The following is a 17,561-nucleotide window of genomic DNA, read 5'->3' on the forward strand; positions in this document are numbered from 1 at the left end:
CCAACCCAAATCATTATGCCACATGGCTATTTACTTCTCATTTAATCCCATTGGGATCTGCAACAGCAATACCGTCGTCCAACCGGGAAAACACTTGACCTTCCCGACGCATAGACATTGATTCCAGAGCTTCCTCGACAACCATATTGAAGCCTAATCGCGCACCAAGGGAATCAGACTTCCTGTCGCGGCTGGATAAAGCTCGAAAACGACATCACCAATCTTTGATGAACAGTAGCGCTGATTATCCAAAAAACGCACCCCTAGCCGAAAAACAGGCACATCAACCGTGCTGTAAGTCCACACCGTATTGAAACCACGTTACTATTGGGCTACGTGGCCACTACAAAGCTGTAGGACGCAGTGGCATTGATCGCCCAAGGACCTTCAAACACTGGCATGAACTATCGAAGTCTCGCAGGTTCCTGCCAAGATCACACAAGCTCATGAGCCTGAAACCGTGTTGACGGGGTCGGAAAGAATGACAACAACGTTACTCCGAAGAGCAACGCAGCATGCCTGAAATATCGATGCTTTCACCGAAACCTGGTTCTTCGGTCGAAAGATACATTCGCTCTATCGGCCGATACTATATTAGCGCCACCATCATCATGACTCTGCTCATTGGAGCAACTTATCTGACGGTCAAGATCGCACTTGACCGCCATGCGATACAGCAGGAAATCAGTTTTCTGACCAGCCGTCAGTTCATCCGATTTCAGCAACTCGCCAATCAGACACGCGCGGTCATGAGCGCATCCGCCGATCCCGATCTGCCCGAATACATCATCCAGCCGATGCTTGGCGATGTGCGTGAAGCCATTGCCGATATTCGAGGCATAATGAGTCGGCTGAAGACCATGCACAGGCGCCTGAGCGATAATCTCCTAGAGCGGATCACCCCTCAGGACTCAGCGGATGAAGACCTCTACCTCGACCTCAACCGGCGGCTCGAGGTTTTTCTCTCACGCGCCGAAAGAGTGGTCGATACCAGCCGCGAAGACCGGCGGCGGCGATACACCTTCTGGGGGCCAATCGACTTCGCGGCCTCGGCCGACAGCATCCTCATGCGCCACTTCAACGATCTCATCCAACAAGCCCACAACCGCAGCGACGCCAGCATCGGCAACGCGGTGTCGATCAGCACTGCCCTTCTTCTCATGCTCGCGGTGATTTCCATTCTGGCAAGCATCGTCCTGTTCTATCCGTTATTGAAAAAGTTGCGCAGCGAACACCATCGGAAAATGGACTTCGAGCACAAACTCACCCACCTTGCCCAGACGGATGCACTCACCGCGCTCAAGAACCGCTCCTTTTTCAATTCAGCGCTCAACGATCTGTTCCGCCGTTTTGAAAGGGACGGCACCGGTTTCTCCATACTGCTCGTCGACCTGGACCACTTCAAGGCGATCAACGACAGCTTTGGCCATCCAGCCGGCGATGCCACGCTTCACCATGTCGCACGTACTTTCCGCAACGTCTTCCGCACCGACGACATCATTGCCCGTATCGGCGGGGATGAATTCGCTGTTCTGCTGCCCGGTATCGGTGATGAAGCCCATCTCAACGCAATAGCCGATCGTGTCGTCAGTGCGATAGCAGTGGATTTCCCGTACGAGGACAACACACTGCGGATATCGGCCAGCGTCGGCGGTGCCACTGTTCCCACTCATGCAACGGATGAATCCGGCCTCGTCCGTGTCGCCGACCTTGCACTCTATGCCGCCAAGAGCGGGCGGAACAATGCCGTCGTCTTCGACGAAGCGACACTCGCCTCGCAACTGGAACAGAATGAAATGGCTGCAGCTCTCGTCGGCGCGGCCGACCGCGACGAGTTCATCGTGCATTATCAACCCAAGGTTGGCCTGAGGAAGGGAGACCACCTGGGGTTCGAGGCGCTCGTCCGTTGGAATCACCCCACACTTGGCCTGCTTGCGCCGGGCGCTTTTCTGCCCTTGATGGAAGACCCACGTCTCATCGGTGACATGACATGCGCTGTCGCAAGGGGCGTATGCCGCGATCTCAAGGCATGGAATGAGGCTGGGCTTCTGCCCCGGCCCGTCGCCATCAACCTGCCGGAGGCGCTTCTGATCAACGAGAATGGGTTCGAAATACTCGCCTCGGCTATCCGCGAATACGACCTCGATTGGCACAACCTGACCATCGAGGTGACGGAGGATGTTTTCCTCAACCGATATGCCGAGCGCATACATGCATCGATGACGCGCTTCCGCGAACAAGGAGTATCCATTGCGCTCGATGATTTCGGAACCGGCTTTGCCTCACTCCTGCATCTACGCGACTTTCCCTTCGACGAGTTGAAAATCGATCGCGGTTTCGTCGCCGATATCGGGCTAGACAACCGATCCGAACAGATCATCCAGGCGATGGTCGATCTGTCACGCAATCTAGGCAAGCGCTGCGTAGCGGAAGGCATCGAAACCGAAGCACAGCGCGAGTTCCTTCTGGAGGCGGGTTGCGAAATCGGCCAGGGATACCTGTTCGCCAAGCCAATGCCGGGTAGCGAAGTCAAAGGGCGCTGGCTGAAGAAATCCGGAACCGCTCGGCACCTGCAAGGCATTGAATCGCCCGATTCCGCAACGCACATGGTGGGCGCCGACACCTCGACCTTGAATGCGCGCTGAAGTCACCGACAGCGGAATTCGGGTGATAGCGGATTAACAGGAAAAACGGATGAAACTGCTGTTGAAAGGTCTTTGTCTGGCAGCAACCATGATGGCCTCCAACGCCCAGAATGCCGCCCTCGCCGCCCCAGGCATCACGGTCGACGTCGTGCATTACTGGGTATCGAAGAGCGAATCCGCGGCGCTCGATGTTTACCGACAGGCCTGGACCCGGACCGGTAACCATTGGGTGGACCTGCCTGCCGATAGCGAAGCTGCCGTCAAACGGATCGTCAGCGACCGCATCGCCAATGGCTATTCACCGGCGGTAATGCAGTGGAATGTGGACGAGGGTGCCAGGGAACTACCCGAGATGGGGATCGTCAATGACATCGAACCGGTCGCACGGGAAGAGCATTGGCGCGACCTGCTGCCCGGCTTCGTGCTCGAACGCATCAGCTATCAGGGCACGGTGTATTTCGCGCCATCGGATATCCACGTCGAGAACTGGCTCTGGACCAGCCGGGAGATCTTCGACGAACTCGGCCTCGCGACACCCGAAACCTGGGACGATATCTTCGCGGCCGCCGACCGAATCGAGGCAGCGGGCTACCTGCCTATCGCCCTTGGCGCGAGCCCCTGGGAAATCGCGTTGCTCTTCCACAACATCATGTATTACGCGATGGGCGCGGAGGGGTATTCGCGGGTTTTCAACGGCGATGCGGAAGCGGTGCTCGACCCACGCATGCTGGATGCGCTCGATCTGTTGCGCCGTGTATCCCGCTATGTCGCCCCATCGGCGGCCCGTGAGGGCAAGACCTGGGCGGATGCCACCGCCATGGTCGGGCGCGGCGAGGCCGGCATGCAATTCATGGGCGACTGGGCCAAGGGCGAGCTCGTTTCACTCGGCTACACCGCCGACCGTGACTTTGGTTGCAACCTCACACCAGGCACCGCGATCTCCCATTTCACCGTGATCGATGCCTTTGCCTTCCCGCTGACCACCCACGAGAGCGAGACCCAGGCGCAACAGGCGTTCGCGCGTATGGTGCTCGCTCCCGACAATCAGCTCGCGTTCAGCCGCCTCAAGGGCTCGCTGCCGGTACGCACCGACGTCGATCCCAAAAGGCTCGACCACTGCGGCCAGTTGGGGCTGCAGAGGCTCTTGAATGAAGACACCGTGGACGGCGTCGTACACTCGAGGGCAATGCCATCACATGTGGCGGTCGTCTGGATCGACATACTCGCCGATTTTTTTGACGACGATACCATCTCGAGCCAGACCGCCCAGCAACGCTTGCATCAGCTTGCCAGCGAGGGCTGACGGGCCGCTGGCACAGAAACGACTCTGTATCCGGAGTTAAGAAGGAAAGCGATAGTTCCGATGAAACCTTCATTAAGCGCCCTCTTTTTCACAGCAACCATGATGGCCGCGAGTTCACAAGGGCCTGCCGTCGCCGACGAGCGCAGCACAGTCGACGTCGTGCATTTCTGGATATCGAAAAGCGAGTCCGCGGCACTCGACGTTTACAGACAGGCCTGGACCGGTGCCGGAAACCGCTGGGTGGATCTTCCGGCGGCAGACAAGGGAGCGGTACAGCGGATTGTCAGTGAACGGATTGCCAATGGCTACCCGCCAGCCGTGATGCAGTGGAACGCGAACGAGGGCTCCCATGAGTTACCTGAAATGGGGATCGTGCAGGATATCGATCCTGTGGCACGGAAAGATCACTGGCGCGATGTGCTCCCCAGTTTCGTTCTCGATCGGATCAGCTACCAGGGCGAGGTGTATTTCGCGCCGTCGGATATTCACGCCGAAAACTGGCTCTGGACCAGCCAGAAGATATTCGATGAGCTGGGGCTGGAAACACCGAAGACATGGGACGACATATTCATGGCCGCCGACCGGATCAAAGCGGCGGGGTATCTGCCTGTTGCGATGGGCTCCGGCCCATGGGAAGCTTCGCTGCTCTTCAATGACATCATGTACTACATGATGGGAGACGCGGGATATTCGCGGCTCATCGACGCGGAGGCGGAAGCCGTCCTCGATCCACGCATGCTGGATGCGCTCGATATGCTTCGGCGTCTATCCCGTTATGTCGAACCGCCGGCGGCACGGGCGGACAAGACCTGGGCGGACGCCACCGCCATGATCGGGCGCGGCGAGGCCGGCATGCAATTCATGGGCGATTGGGCCAAGGGCGAGCTCATTTCCCTCGGTTATGCCGCTGACCGGGACTTCGGTTGCAACCTCGCGCCCGGCACCTCGATTGCCTATTTCACGGTAATCGATGCCTTTGCCTTCCCGCTCACCACCCGCGAAGGCGAGACCCAGGCGCAACAGGCGTTCGCCCGCATGGTGCTCGCCCCCAACAATCAGGTCGCGTTCAGCCGCCTCAAGGGCTCGCTGCCGGTACGAACCGACATCGATCCCGCCGGACTCGATCGTTGCGGTCGACTAGGGCTACATATGCTCATGAACGACGAACACAGGGTCAGCGCGCAATCGATGGCCATGCCCTCGCAAATGTCGGAAGGCTGGATAGGAGTCCTGAGCGATTTCTTCAATGACGAATCCATCTCCAGCCGAACCGCTCAGCAGCGTCTGTATCAGGTGATCAAGCAGGGTTGAACAGGCCACCGTCACAGGAATAGTTCGATTCGAAGGCGAATATCAGGCATGGTGAGGGGGCTTGATCAGGCTCTCGGCCGGAATGCCGAACATTTCGTGAAGTTTCCAGACCATGGCAAGGGTCAGGTTCCGCTTGCCATTCAGGATCTCATAGACGCGGTTACGCCGGCCAATGGCGGGTTCGAGATCCTTGGGCGTGAGCCCCTGCTGCTCCATGCGAAACTTGATGGCCTCGATGGGGTCCGGCAGGTCCACGGGAAAGTGCTTGGCCTCGTAGGCCTCGACCAGCGTCATGAGGATCTCGAAGCGGTCGCCCTCTTCGCTGCCAGGTTCCGGCTCATTGTCAAAGTAGGCGGACACTTCCCTCAGGGCGGCTCGGTAATCGTCCTCGCTGCGAATGGGGCGAATATCCATGGGTTACTCCATCTCTATGGTTTCGGCATCCACCTTGTCATAGTGCGCGTGAGTGCCGATGAACTTGATGTAGACCGCGCCGAACCGGTAGGCAACAGCGACGATCAACCGGTAGTCGTTGCCCTTGATGTTGAACACGACACGCTTATTGCCTACTGGACTGGCGCTCCGATACTTGGCCTTGATGTCATGCGCATCTTTCCAGTCAGCATGCTTCACTTCATCGATCCAGGCTTCCAGTGGTACCTTGGCATCAGGGTGCTGTGCCCAGAAGTCGCGCAGATTCTTGATGGCAATGATCCTCATCGGTCCATCTTGTCCCATTATGGGACCCCATGCAAGAAGAGAAGTTCCCAAGACGGGACAGAGTGGCAGTGGAATGCATGCCGCGCACTGCTAGAGGTAAGCGCGGAGTGGTCCGCCATGGGCTCGGCGTGGCAGGACATTTCGCCAAAATTGGTCGCTCCTACTCCACCCCAGTTCCACTGACCAACCGGTATGTGAGCGCCGCGGTGGCACCGAACGCCAGATGTGCAGCGAAGGTGATCGGATCGCGCACCGCAGCAAACCAGGGGAACAGGGCGGTGAACCCATACAGGTTGACGGCGAACAGCGCGGCGCCGAACAGTAGGCCGACGATCAACCCCGGCAGCAGCAGCCGCCGCAAGACCAGCATCGCAATTGCGATCCCGTACGCGATGGAGAGCGCGAAGTGCACCAGGGTAGCCACCGAAAACACCAGCGGCACGAACGACGCCGGCGGTGGCAGCACATCCTGCCCAAGCACGATCGCGGCCACGAACCGCGCATCGCGGTAGAGAGTCTCGGGCAGCGGATGGCCGAATACCGCCCACAGGACGATCTGTAGCGCAGTTGCCACGATCCCGGCGACAATGCCCGCCCATATCGCGGCGCGCCAATCGATCGCTCGCATCCGGTCGTCCTCTGGTCATCACTCTCTGCGAGCCACCAGTAACCCCACCCCGGCACTGGCCAATAGCCCGGCACAACAACGGTTGAACCATTGCCGCATGGCCGGGCGCGAGAACCAGTGCCGCAAGAAAGCCCCGAAACATGCATAAGCCGCTATCGCTATCCACTCCAGCATCAGGAACGAGGTGCCCAATACGAAGAACTGCCAGGCGACATTACCTGCGGGATCCACGAACTGGGGAAGAAACGCCGTGAATATCAGAATTGCTTTGGGATTTCCCGCCGCCAACAGAAATTCCTGCCTGGCAAGCCCGACCAATGTCATATTCTTCATTGGCGCCATGTCTTCACCGGACGCTCCAGCCACCCACAACTGGAAGGCCAACCAGAATAGATAGCAGGCACCTAACACCTTGACGATGAAGAAAAGTCGTTCCGATGCAAGCAAGACGGTCGCCAAACCCGATGCGGCAAGAGCGATCATAATCACGAATGCCGACAACCTGCCGATACCAGCCAGGCACGCGGTCCGCACACCATAATGCTTGGCATTGCTCATCGACATGAGATTGTTCGGCCCCGGCGCCATGTTCAGCGCGAAACAAGCCGGAACGAAGAAAAGCAGTGTGGTCATGTTCATTGTGTTATTTCCTTCCGAACATCAAACAAAAAAGGCTACCGCCCCTCTATCACAGCCGGACAAGCCGCTAGGGAAACACTGATTCATTACTACGCTCGATATCTTGACTGCCGACGGTGCTGGTGCGCCAGCCCGGTCAGAATCCTCATTTAACACCGCGTAAACCCCGGTTATTGCGCTCCGGCGGCAGCCAACCTCTCATCGCTCGCGACATAAATCAGCGCCTCCCTAGTGGAGATGCTTCGCCTTTAAACTCGATATCCTTCCATTATCTATACAGACTAAATTTCTTTGTAAACTCCCGCAAAACCTCTGTCTCTCCAAACAAGCATATCCCAAGATATTCCAAGTCGCTTTCTCGGGTCTCCCTCGTCAATGCTTGCTGGGCAACAGAGCCTCCTTCCATCATGGTATGAGCAAAATCGGTAAACTTGATATCCTGGGAAAGAGCCTCTTCCCTTACTCTTCTAATTTTATTTGAGTTTTCCGCCTTCAGTACGATAAAGGGATAGTGCGAAATGCCGGGGTGAACATTCTCATCCTTGTCAACGTAATCAACGAATTTGGCCTGATCGGGGGGGTAACAAACCAAGCAAACCGACGCTCAAATGCCCCAAGACATTCAACGTTCGCCCCAGATCCATTTTCTTGTTCAAGACGGCAATGAATCTTTTTTCGTTTTCATCCGGCAGTTCACTCATATTCCACCCTTGCATACGACCAGCATAATATCCATTCATCATGGGCAAGAACGAGGGCCTGGTAAGCGAAGCACTCCATTGTCCACCTTCATTCCCGACGCCATTGAACTGATCCAGCTTAACGAAGTTGCCAGTCCATTTCAGGATTCGTTCATTCCCTGGATCAACACAACTCGCCATCACCCACGTTGACACCAGCATGCCACGTGCCTAGCAGGCCAGGGGAAGGTAAACTGAGCGACACATTCTCTTAGCGAAAGGATTCACGGCAGCCCATGGGCAGTTCTCCCCCACTCTACCTGCAAATTCAGCAGCACCTGCTGGAGAAGATCCAAGGCGGTGAGTGGCCGGCACATCACCAGATCCCACCAGAGGAGCAGTTGGCACGGGATTTCGGTGTTAGTCGTATGACCGCCAACAAGGCCATTCGCGATCTGGTACAGCAAGGCTACTTAGTGCGCCAGCCAGGGCTTGGTACCTTCGTCACCGACCGCAAGGCTGAGTCCTCACTGCTCGATGTGCACAACATCGCCGAGGAGGTACGCGGTCGAGGACATGACTACAGCAACGACGTACTGCGTTGTGAGGCCATCGAGGCTGACGACGAAGTCGCTTTACGCCTGGGCGTGCGCCTAGGCACACGCGTCTTCCACACCTTGATCGTGCATCGCGAGAACGGCATTCCCATCCAGCTCGAGAACCGCTTCGTCAATCCACGCTGGGTACCGGACTACCTGGAAACCGATTTCTCGCTGCACACCCCCAACGAAGTGCTAGTGGCAGCCTGCCCCATCACCGATATCGAACATGTGGTAGAAGCAGTGTTGGTTGATGAGCGTACTGCAACCTGGTTGGAGACGGGTATGACCACTCCCTGCCTATGCATGACCCGACGCACATGGTCGGACGACCACCTGATCAGCTATGCCCGACTGATCCATCCCGGCGACCGCTACAAGCTGCGCTCTTCATTGCACAAGCGCGTCAGCGAGGCCAATGCATCAGCGACGCCTCCCACACGAAATAGAACGGCCTGACCGCTGCGGGTCAGGCCATTGCGGCGTGTCGTCCATGAGAGCGAGTTCACGCTCTGTACCGTTCAGAGCCTCAGAGTGCTGACATAGCAACCAGATATCCCGCCGGCACCGCCAACATCAGGCTTAGCGCCAGGCGAATGAACCAGATCACCACGATCCGCCCCACCGAGATAGGAATGCTGGTGGAGAGAATGCAGGGGATCGAGGCAGAGAAGAACAGCACCGACGACACCGAGACCACGCCGGCGGCGAAGCGTGCCACGAAACCGGCATCTCCCATCAACAGCGCCGGCAGGAACATCTCAGCCAGACCCGCGGCGGAGGCTTGTGCCAGCACAGCGGCCTCTTCCAGCCCCCAGATCGCCACAAACGGATAGAACAGCCAACCTAGCCACTCGAACAGCGGCGTGTACTTGGCTGCCAGCAACCCTAACAACCCCACCGACATGATCGACGGCAGGATGCTGATCGCCATTACCAGCCCCTCGCGCACATTGACTGCCACGCTCTTCGGCAGGCTCGGAGCCTTAGCGGCGACATCCAGCCCAGTGTTCCAGGCGGTGGAGAGCCGCTTGCCGGAAGAGGCCGCGGGTTCACCATCGGTCTTTTCGTCATTCATCCTGGACAGCGGTGGTACACGTACAGTGATCGCCGTGACCAGAAAGGTGATGGCCAGCGTCAGCCAGAAATAGGCGTTCCAGACACTCATCAAATCCAGCGTCTTGGCGACAATGATCATGAAGGTCGCCGAAACGGTGGAAAAACCGGTGGCGATGATCGCTGCCTCGCGGGCCGAGTACTGTCCGGCCTGGTAGACGCGATTGGTGATCAACAGACCAATCGAGTAGCTGCCGACGAAGGAAGCCACCGCATCGATCGCGGAGCGCCCTGGGGTACGCCATATCGGTCGCATCACCGGCTGTAGCAGCACGCCAACCAACTCGAGTAAGCCATAGCTAATCAACAATGCCAGGAATACCGCGCCGATGGGTACGATCAGCCCCACCGGAATCACCAGCTTGTCGAATAGGAAAGGCAGCATGTCGGGTTCGTGGAGAAATCCCGGCCCCCAGCCCGTCAACGCCATCAGCGCCGCCACCACCCCAGCCAGCTTGAGCACAGTGAAGATTCGTTCGGTGAGACTGCGCCGCCAGTGGCCCTTGACCAGCGGATAGAGCGCGCCGGCGACAATCAGCGCCAAGGCGTAGAAACCACTGAGATCGCCGAGCAGGGTGCGTGCACCGGTGACCATATGATCGAGCGGGATGGTGGTGCGGCCAGCAATCGTCAATGGCACGAAGAAGATGAAAATACCCAGTGCGCTGGGTACGAACAGTTTGAGAATGGTGGTCGGTGACGGACGTCGCGCGATGCCCGGCGCCTGCTCCTGGCTTGCCATGGGGAAAGCTCCTCCTTTGTGGTTGTCTTGTGAGCCTGCATATGTATATACAATACAATATCCCACACCACCAGCCCACACTGGAAACAAGCCTCTATACTTTAGTCTAAAAGACATGCTCATTGTTCATCGACCACTTCATCGGAAAATCTTAATAATTCAATTAATTCATATCATTATATAAACACTCAGAGTGAGAGCATCGACCCATGGCACCTGCCATGGATGGTCCAAGAAGCCACCGGGGTTGACGTCACCAAAGGCTTGCTCTAAATGTATATACAAATATACCCAACGGGAGACCGTATGTCAGATAACCAGTCGACCAAGCGACTATGGCGTGACGTCCGCGTTTTCGACGGACACAACACCCTACCGGAGCGCATGGCGGTGATCGTGGAGGGAGAAAGAGTCACCAACCTGACACCCATGTCGCGCCTCGACGAAGCGCTGGCAAGCGAGTGCCGGGAAATGGGCCGTGGCGGGGTCATGACTCCGGGTCTGGTGGACTGCCACACTCATCTGGTATTCGGCGGCGGACGTGCGGACGAGTTCGAAAAACGCCTGGAAGGCGCCAGCTATGAAGAGATAGCCCAAGCAGGTGGTGGCATCCTCAGCACCGTGCGATCGACTCGCGAGGCCAGTGAGGAGGAACTCTTCGAGGTTGCGGTTCCCCGTCTGCAGGCGATGATCGCCGATGGCATGACGACGGTAGAGATCAAGTCCGGCTATGGCCTAACCGTCGAAGACGAGCTCAAGATGCTGCGCGTGGCACGCCACCTGGGCGAAACACTTCCAGTAAGAGTGACCACCACTCTACTCGGCGCTCATGCCCTGCCTCCTGAATTCCAGGACGACAGCGATGGATACATCGACCTGGTCTGCCACGAGATGATCCCAGCCGCGGCCAAACAAGGCTTGGTCGATGCGGTGGATGTCTTCTGTGAGAAAATCGCCTTCTCGGTGGCACAATGCGAACGCGTCTTCCAAGCAGCTCGCGAGTATGGGCTGCCGATCAAGGCACATGCCGAGCAGCTTTCCAATCTGGGCGGCACCACACTTGCCGCTCGCTATGGGGCACTTTCCGCCGACCATATCGAATACTTGGACGAGGCAGGCGTGGCCGCCTTGCGCGAAGCGGGCAGTACTGCCGTGCTGCTGCCTGGCGCCTTCCACACTTTGCGTGAGACCAAACTTCCACCTATCGCGGCACTCCGCGAAGCCGGCGTTCCCATAGCGCTGGCGACCGACGCCAACCCGGGCAGTTCACCAATTTTCTCCCCCACCCTGATGCTCAACTTCGCCTGCATCCTGTTCCGCCTTACTCCCCAGGAGGCACTGGCCGGCATGACCGCACATGGCGCCCGTGCACTTGGCCGAAACGAGCTGGGCCGCATTTATGTCGGGGGCCCTGCCGACCTCTGCCTCTGGAACATCGATACGGCAGCGGAACTGGCTTATGCCGTGCAGGCCGGGCGTCTCAAACAACGCATTTTCCGCGGTGAGGTAAGCCATGAAAACTGATGATGTCGACATGCGCGTCTGGAAAGGACGTATCGATCAGGAACCCGACAGCACTCGCTGGCATCAGGTAATCCAGCCACTCGCCGACGATAGCCAAGGCGGCGTGGCGCTGATCGGTTTCAGCGTAGATGTCGGCGTAAAACGCAACCAGGGACGACCTGGAGCCGCTGCCGGTCCAGTGGAGATTCGCAGCGCATTGGCCAATCTCGCCTGGCACCGTGAGGGGCCAGTGTTCGATGCCGGCAATGTCACCTGCGACAGGGATGCCCTGGACATAGCCCAGCACGCCTTGGGAGCCCGTATCGGAGCCCTACTCGATGCCAATCACTTTCCTATCGTGCTGGGTGGGGGCCACGAGGTGGCATTCGGCAGTTGGCTAGGTTTGGCTCGGCATCTCGAGGCGCATGCGTCCCCACCCAGGATTGGTATCATCAACTTCGACGCTCACTTCGATCTGCGTGATCCACGGCAAGGCGTCTCCTCTGGCACTCCCTTCTCGCAAATCGCCTTGCAGTGCCATGAGCGTGGCTGGCCATTCCTTTACGCCTGCCTGGGAATCAGCCGTGCATCCAATACCCGGATTCTATTCGAGCGGGCCGCTCAACTCGACGTATTGGTGCGTGAGGATCATGAGATCCACCCCACCAACCTCGACATGATCAAGCGTGATCTGGATGCCTTCATCGCGGACTGCGATCACCTCTATCTGACCATCGATCTGGACGTACTGCCGGCAGCGGAAGCCCCAGGTGTCAGCGCCCCGGCAGCCCATGGCGTCTCGCTGCCACTGATCGAGAATTTGATTCGCTGGATCCGCGATCGCGGCAAGCTGCGCGTAGCCGACATTGCTGAACTCAACCCGAACTTCGATATCGACGGCCGTACCGCCAAGGCGGCGGCTCGATTGATCCACCACCTGACCCTGAATGCCTGAAGTATCACAATGAGGAACGACACGATGACCAGCCACCAAACGATCTCTAGCGACCCGCGTCACGACCCAAGCCGCAAGATCGCCGCGCCCACCGGAAGCCAGCTGTCCTGCAAGAGCTGGCTGACCGAGGCACCGCTGCGCATGCTGATGAACAACCTGCACCCCGACGTGGCCGAGCGCCCCGAGGATCTGGTGGTGTATGGCGGCATCGGTCGCGCCGCCCGTGACTGGCAGTGCTTCGACAAGATCGTCGAGACCCTCCGTCGTTTGGAAGACAACCAGTCGCTGCTGATCCAGTCCGGCAAGCCGGTGGGCGTGTTCGAGACCCACAAGGATGCGCCGCGCGTGCTGATCGCCAACTCCAACCTGGTGCCAGCCTGGGCCAACTGGGAGCACTTCAACGAGCTGGATAAGAAGGGCCTGATGATGTACGGCCAGATGACCGCCGGCTCGTGGATCTATATCGGCTCCCAAGGCATCGTCCAGGGCACCTACGAAACCTTCGTCGAGGCCGGACGCCAACACTACGACGGCAATCTCAAGGGCCGCTGGATCCTCACCGCCGGCCTTGGCGGCATGGGCGGCGCCCAGCCGCTGGCGGCGAGCCTGGCCGGCGCCTGTTCGCTGAACATCGAATGCCAGCAATCGCGTATCGACTTCCGCCTGCGCACCCGCTACCTGGATGAGCAGGCCGACGACCTGGATGACGCCCTGGCGCGTATCGAGCGCTACACCGCCGAGGGTAAAGCCGTCTCCATCGGGCTTTGCGCCAATGCCGCCGATATCCTGCCGGAGCTGGTCAAGCGTGGCGTCAAACCGGACATGGTCACTGACCAGACCAGCGCCCACGATCCGCTACACGGCTATCTGCCCTCGGGCTGGAGATGGGACGAGTACGTCGAACGTGGCGAGACCGAGCCGGAAGCGGTGGTCAAGGCCGCCAAGCGCTCCATGGCGGTGCATGTACAGGCCATGCTCGACTTCCAGAAGATGGGTGTGCCGACCTTCGACTACGGCAACAACATCCGCCAGATGGCCAAGGAAGAGGGTGTGGAGAATGCCTTCGACTTCCCCGGCTTCGTACCGGCCTATATCCGCCCGCTATTCTGCCAGGGTATCGGCCCCTTCCGCTGGGCAGCACTGTCCGGCGACCCGGAAGACATCTACAAGACCGACCAGAAGGTCAAGGAATTGATCCCCGACGATCCGCACCTGCACAACTGGCTGGACATGGCCAGGGAACGCATCAGCTTCCAGGGGCTGCCGGCGCGCATCTGCTGGGTGGGCCTCAAGGACCGCGCCCGCCTCGGCCAGGCCTTCAACGAGATGGTCGCCAATGGCGAACTCAAGGCGCCGGTCGTGATCGGCCGCGATCACCTCGACTCCGGCTCGGTGGCCAGCCCCAACCGCGAGACCGAGGGCATGCTCGACGGCTCCGACGCCGTCTCCGACTGGCCGCTGCTCAACGCCCTGCTCAACACCGCCGGCGGCGCCACCTGGGTCTCGCTGCACCACGGTGGCGGTGTGGGCATGGGTTACTCCCAGCACGCCGGGGTGGTGATCGTCGCCGACGGCACGGACGATGCCCACGCCCGGCTGGGTCGAGTGCTGCGCAACGACCCGGCCACCGGGGTGATGCGTCACGCCGATGCCGGCTACGATATCGCCAAGCAATGCGCCCGCGACAACGGCCTTGACCTGCCTATGCTCAACGAGGGAAACGACTGATGAAAGCGATGACGATCAATCCCGGCAAGATGACCCTGGCGCAGTTGCGCCAGGTCTATCAGGCGCCGTGCCAGGTCGAGTTGCCGACCAGTGCCGATGAAGCGATTCAGAATGGCGTCGACTGCGTCAACCGGGTAGTAGCGGAAGATCGCACCGTCTATGGCATCAACACCGGTTTCGGCCTGCTGGCCCAGACCCGCATCGACAAGGACCACCTACAGGATCTGCAGCGCTCACTGGTGCTGTCACACGCCACCGGTGTCGGCGACCCCATGAGCGATGATCTGGTGCGGCTGATCATGGTGCTCAAGGTCAACAGCCTGGCACGCGGCTTCTCGGGCATTCGCCGCGAGGTGCTCGACGCTCTGGTGGCACTGGTCAACGCCGAAGTCTATCCGCACATTCCGCTCAAGGGCTCGGTGGGTGCTTCCGGCGATCTGGCACCGCTTGCGCACATGAGCGTGGTATTGCTCGGCGAAGGCAAGGCCCGCTACAAGGGCGAGTGGCTACCGGCCCGTCAGGCGCTGGAGATCGCCGGCCTCAAGCCACTCGCTCTGGCACCCAAGGAGGGCCTGGCACTGCTCAATGGTACCCAGGTCTCCACCGCCTACGCCCTGCGAGGGTTGTTCGAGGCCGAGGACCTGTATGCCGCCGCTACGGTGTGCGGTGCACTGACCGTGGAGGCCACACTCAGCTCACGTGCGCCATTCGATGCGCGTATCCATGCCATACGCGGTCAACAGGGCCAGATCGACGCTGCCGCAGCCTATCGTCATCTGTTGGGCGAACGCAGTGAGATCAGTGACTCCCATACCAACTGTGGCAAGGTCCAGGACCCCTACTCGTTGCGCTGTCAGCCCCAGGTGATGGGCGCTTGCCTGACGCAGCTTCGCCAGGCCGCCGAGGTGCTGGCGGTAGAGACCAACGCCGTATCGGACAACCCGCTGGTATTCGCCGCGGAAGGCGACATCATCTCCGGCGGCAACTTCCACGCCGAGCCGGTGGCCATGGCCGCCGACAACCTGGCGCTGGCCATCGCCGAGATCGGCTCTCTCACCGAGCGACGCATCTCGCTGATGATGGACGAGCATATGTCACGTTTGCCGCCCTTCCTGGTCGAGAACGGCGGCGTCAATTCCGGCTTCATGATCGCCCAGGTCACGGCGGCGGCACTGGCCAGCGAAAACAAGGCCCTGGCCCACCCACACAGCGTCGACAGCCTGCCGACCTCGGCCAACCAGGAAGACCATGTTTCCATGGCACCGGCCGCCGGCAAGCGGCTGTGGGATATGACCGCCAACGTGCGCGGCATCCTGGCCATCGAGTGGCTGGCCGCCTGCCAGGGGCTCGACTTCCGTAGCGGTCTCAAGACCACCGAACCTCTGGAGCGGGCACGTCACATCCTGCGCGAGCGTGTTTCCTACTACGACAAGGACCGCTTCTTCGCTCCGGATATCGAGGCCGCCACCGAGCTGTTGCTCGACCGCACCTTGAGTGACCTGGTGCCAGCGACGCTGTTGCCCAGCCACTGAGTCCGGCCCGCGCCTTGCCGGCGCGGGAGCGCTCATATCGAACGCGTCGCCAAGCGGCGGCGCTATCGTCGCTCGTCTTTACTCCTCCAACGACAAGATCAAGGACAATCATGAATGCCGTCGTACTGGCCATCCTGGTGATGGTTACCCTGAGTCTTGCCCGCGTTTCCGTGGTCTTCGCCCTGATCGTCGCCAGCCTGGTTGGCGGGCTTTATGCGGGCATGCCACTCGACGCCATCCTCGACGCCTTCAATGAAGGCCTGGGCAACGGCGCCACCGTGGCGCTTTCCTATGCCGTGCTTGGCGCCTTTGCGGTGGCCCTCTCCCGCTCCGGCATCACCGAGCTGATGGCCAGTCGGGCGATCCGCCGCTTCCACCTGGACGAATCGGGCGGCAGCCGCCGCATGGTCACCTATACCCTGCTGGCGGCCCTGCTCGCCGCCGCGGTGAGCTCGCAGAACCTGATTCCGGTGCATATCGCCTTCATTCCAGTACTGGTGCCACCACTGCTAAAGCTGATGAACCACCTCGAGCTCGACCGCCGTGCCGTGGCCTGCGTGATCACCTTCGGCATCACCGCCCCTTACATGCTGCTGCCGGTGGGCTTCGGTTCGATCTTCCTCCATGACATCCTGCTCGCCAACCTCAATGAAGCGGGTACCTCACTGGGGCTCAACGTCACCCCCGCGATGGTCCCCACGGCCATGATCGTACCGATTGGCGGCATGGCACTGGGGCTGCTGACCGCCCTGCTGTTCAGCTATCGCCGCAAGCGCCAGTATCAGGACCTCGACCTGGCGCATGGCGACGAGAGCCCGGCCCAGGCGGCCCGCCATCTCAAACCCTGGCAACTTGGCGTGCTGGCGGTGGCCCTGGGAGGCACAGTGGCCACCCAGCTCGTCAGCGGCTCCATGGTACTCGGTGGCATCTTCGGCTTCGCCCTGCTGTCGGTGAGCGGTGTCTTTCACTGGCACGAGCAGGACGGCATCTTCACCGAAGGCATGCGCATGATGGCCCTGGTTGGCTTCATCATGATCTCGGCGGCGGGCTTCGCCAGCGTGATGCAGGCCAGCGGTGAGGTGGAAACGTTGGTGGAGAGCTCCACCGCCCTGATCGGTGACAACAAGGGGCTGGCCGCCCTGATCATGCTACTGGTGGGCCTGTTCATCACCATGGGCATCGGCTCGTCGTTCTCGACGATCCCGATCATCGCCTCGCTCTACGTGCCGCTGGCCATCAACTTCGACTTCTCGCCGATGGCCACCGTGGCCCTGGTGGGCACCGCCGCGGCCCTGGGCGATGCCGGATCACCAGCCTCGGATTCGACCCTGGGGCCCACTGCCGGACTCAACGCCGACGGCCAGCACGACCACATCTGGGACAGCGTGGTGCCCACCTTCCTGCATTACAACATCCCGCTGATCGCCTTCGGCTGGCTCGCCGCCATGACACTTTAATGA

General features: G+C 59.8%; 16 protein-coding genes. 9 read left to right on the forward strand and 7 right to left on the reverse strand.

What is annotated here, in order from left to right; translation table 11 throughout:
* Nucleotides 1-515 precede the first annotated feature (515 nt).
* The 3 genes from L861_RS06445 to L861_RS06455 are packed head-to-tail and all read left to right on the forward strand — an operon-like array spanning nucleotide 516 to nucleotide 5,259.
* A complete protein-coding gene (locus tag L861_RS06445; RefSeq protein WP_016415768.1) occupies nucleotides 516-2,645 on the forward strand; it encodes a putative bifunctional diguanylate cyclase/phosphodiesterase in 2,130 nt (709 codons plus the stop codon).
* Between the two features lie 49 nt (nucleotides 2,646-2,694).
* Nucleotides 2,695-3,948 (forward strand): ABC transporter substrate-binding protein, encoded by a 1,254-nt coding sequence (locus L861_RS06450; RefSeq protein WP_016415769.1) that lies wholly within the window; start codon nucleotides 2,695-2,697, stop codon nucleotides 3,946-3,948.
* Nucleotides 3,949-4,008: 60 nt separating this feature from the next.
* Complete coding sequence (locus L861_RS06455) at nucleotides 4,009-5,259, forward strand: ABC transporter substrate-binding protein (RefSeq protein WP_016415770.1); 1,251 nt, start codon at nucleotides 4,009-4,011, stop codon at nucleotides 5,257-5,259.
* 42 nt (nucleotides 5,260-5,301) lie between these two features.
* On the opposite strand, the gene L861_RS06460 is transcribed toward L861_RS06455, so the two are convergent.
* From L861_RS06460 to L861_RS24890, 6 genes are all read right to left on the reverse strand, one after another.
* Nucleotides 5,302-5,673 carry a helix-turn-helix domain-containing protein gene (locus L861_RS06460; protein WP_016415771.1) on the reverse strand — a complete coding sequence of 124 codons (372 nt, stop codon included), beginning with the start codon at nucleotides 5,671-5,673 and terminating at the stop codon, nucleotides 5,302-5,304.
* Nucleotides 5,674-5,676: 3 nt separating this feature from the next.
* The gene (locus tag L861_RS06465; RefSeq protein WP_016415772.1) at nucleotides 5,677-5,979 is read right to left on the reverse strand and encodes a type II toxin-antitoxin system HigB family toxin; all 303 of its coding nucleotides are present in this window, start codon (nucleotides 5,977-5,979) and stop codon (nucleotides 5,677-5,679) included.
* A gap of 160 nt (nucleotides 5,980-6,139) precedes the next feature.
* On the reverse strand, nucleotides 6,140-6,607 hold the full coding sequence (locus tag L861_RS06470; RefSeq protein ID WP_016415773.1) for a hypothetical protein: 468 nt from the start codon (nucleotides 6,605-6,607) through the stop codon (nucleotides 6,140-6,142).
* 18 nt (nucleotides 6,608-6,625) lie between these two features.
* Complete coding sequence (locus L861_RS06475) at nucleotides 6,626-7,246, reverse strand: LysE family translocator (RefSeq protein ID WP_016415774.1); 621 nt, start codon at nucleotides 7,244-7,246, stop codon at nucleotides 6,626-6,628.
* Between the two features lie 268 nt (nucleotides 7,247-7,514).
* Entirely contained in the window at nucleotides 7,515-7,838 is a 324-nt protein-coding gene (locus tag L861_RS25285; protein WP_016415775.1) for a DUF2000 domain-containing protein, read from the reverse strand.
* Nucleotides 7,801-8,148 carry a hypothetical protein gene (locus L861_RS24890; RefSeq protein ID WP_201766418.1) on the reverse strand — a complete coding sequence of 116 codons (348 nt, stop codon included), beginning with the start codon at nucleotides 8,146-8,148 and terminating at the stop codon, nucleotides 7,801-7,803. The genes L861_RS25285 and L861_RS24890 overlap by 38 nt, the downstream gene beginning before the upstream one ends.
* A gap of 74 nt (nucleotides 8,149-8,222) precedes the next feature.
* Between L861_RS24890 and hutC the strand changes: the two genes are divergently transcribed.
* Nucleotides 8,223-8,984: a histidine utilization transcriptional repressor HutC gene (gene hutC / locus L861_RS06485; protein ID WP_016415777.1), complete on the forward strand. Its 762-nt coding sequence runs from the start codon at nucleotides 8,223-8,225 to the stop codon at nucleotides 8,982-8,984.
* 70 nt (nucleotides 8,985-9,054) lie between these two features.
* Here hutC and L861_RS06490 read toward each other — a convergent pair whose 3' ends face one another.
* Nucleotides 9,055-10,383 (reverse strand): YjiH family protein, encoded by a 1,329-nt coding sequence (locus L861_RS06490; RefSeq protein ID WP_016415778.1) that lies wholly within the window; start codon nucleotides 10,381-10,383, stop codon nucleotides 9,055-9,057.
* Between the two features lie 306 nt (nucleotides 10,384-10,689).
* On the opposite strand from L861_RS06490, the gene hutI reads away from it, so the two are divergent.
* The 5 genes from hutI to L861_RS06515 all read left to right on the forward strand — a co-directional run bounded on the left by hutI (nucleotide 10,690) and on the right by L861_RS06515 (nucleotide 17,558).
* Nucleotides 10,690-11,907, forward strand: coding sequence for an imidazolonepropionase (hutI, locus tag L861_RS06495; RefSeq protein ID WP_016415779.1), 1,218 nt, complete (start codon nucleotides 10,690-10,692; stop codon nucleotides 11,905-11,907).
* Nucleotides 11,897-12,841: a formimidoylglutamase gene (gene hutG / locus L861_RS06500; protein WP_016415780.1), complete on the forward strand. Its 945-nt coding sequence runs from the start codon at nucleotides 11,897-11,899 to the stop codon at nucleotides 12,839-12,841. Before hutI ends, hutG begins: the two co-directional genes overlap by 11 nt.
* A gap of 24 nt (nucleotides 12,842-12,865) precedes the next feature.
* Nucleotides 12,866-14,569, forward strand: coding sequence for a urocanate hydratase (gene hutU, locus L861_RS06505; RefSeq protein WP_016415781.1), 1,704 nt, complete (start codon nucleotides 12,866-12,868; stop codon nucleotides 14,567-14,569).
* Nucleotides 14,569-16,101 (forward strand): histidine ammonia-lyase, encoded by a 1,533-nt coding sequence (hutH, locus tag L861_RS06510; RefSeq protein WP_016415782.1) that lies wholly within the window; start codon nucleotides 14,569-14,571, stop codon nucleotides 16,099-16,101. The genes hutU and hutH overlap by 1 nt, the downstream gene beginning before the upstream one ends.
* Nucleotides 16,102-16,211: 110 nt before the next feature.
* A complete protein-coding gene (locus L861_RS06515) occupies nucleotides 16,212-17,558 on the forward strand; it encodes a Na+/H+ antiporter family protein (protein WP_016415783.1) in 1,347 nt (448 codons plus the stop codon).
* The last annotated feature ends 3 nt before the right edge of the window (nucleotides 17,559-17,561 follow it).

The sequence above is a fragment of the Litchfieldella anticariensis FP35 = DSM 16096 genome (genome assembly GCF_000409775.1).
Classification (GTDB): Bacteria; Pseudomonadota; Gammaproteobacteria; order Pseudomonadales; family Halomonadaceae; genus Litchfieldella; species Litchfieldella anticariensis.

Bases quoted from the DNA above. Each gene is read 5' to 3' on its own strand.
- L861_RS06450 (WP_016415769.1), top strand. From the start codon at position 2,695: ATGAAACTGCTGTTGAAAGGTCTTTGTCTGGCAGCAACCATGATGGCC.
- L861_RS06460 (WP_016415771.1), bottom strand. From the start codon at position 5,673: ATGGATATTCGCCCCATTCGCAGCGAGGACGATTACCGAGCCGCCCTG.
- hutC (WP_016415777.1), top strand. From the start codon at position 8,223: ATGGGCAGTTCTCCCCCACTCTACCTGCAAATTCAGCAGCACCTGCTG.
- L861_RS06470 (WP_016415773.1), bottom strand. From the start codon at position 6,607: ATGCGAGCGATCGATTGGCGCGCCGCGATATGGGCGGGCATTGTCGCC.
- L861_RS06475 (WP_016415774.1), bottom strand. From the start codon at position 7,246: ATGAACATGACCACACTGCTTTTCTTCGTTCCGGCTTGTTTCGCGCTG.
- hutI (WP_016415779.1), top strand. From the start codon at position 10,690: ATGTCAGATAACCAGTCGACCAAGCGACTATGGCGTGACGTCCGCGTT.
- L861_RS06490 (WP_016415778.1), bottom strand. From the start codon at position 10,383: ATGGCAAGCCAGGAGCAGGCGCCGGGCATCGCGCGACGTCCGTCACCG.
- hutH (WP_016415782.1), top strand. From the start codon at position 14,569: ATGAAAGCGATGACGATCAATCCCGGCAAGATGACCCTGGCGCAGTTG.
- L861_RS24890 (WP_201766418.1), bottom strand. From the start codon at position 8,148: ATGCTGGTGTCAACGTGGGTGATGGCGAGTTGTGTTGATCCAGGGAAT.
- hutU (WP_016415781.1), top strand. From the start codon at position 12,866: ATGACCAGCCACCAAACGATCTCTAGCGACCCGCGTCACGACCCAAGC.
- L861_RS06445 (WP_016415768.1), top strand. From the start codon at position 516: ATGCCTGAAATATCGATGCTTTCACCGAAACCTGGTTCTTCGGTCGAA.
- L861_RS06515 (WP_016415783.1), top strand. From the start codon at position 16,212: ATGAATGCCGTCGTACTGGCCATCCTGGTGATGGTTACCCTGAGTCTT.
- L861_RS06465 (WP_016415772.1), bottom strand. From the start codon at position 5,979: ATGAGGATCATTGCCATCAAGAATCTGCGCGACTTCTGGGCACAGCAC.
- hutG (WP_016415780.1), top strand. From the start codon at position 11,897: ATGAAAACTGATGATGTCGACATGCGCGTCTGGAAAGGACGTATCGAT.
- L861_RS06455 (WP_016415770.1), top strand. From the start codon at position 4,009: ATGAAACCTTCATTAAGCGCCCTCTTTTTCACAGCAACCATGATGGCC.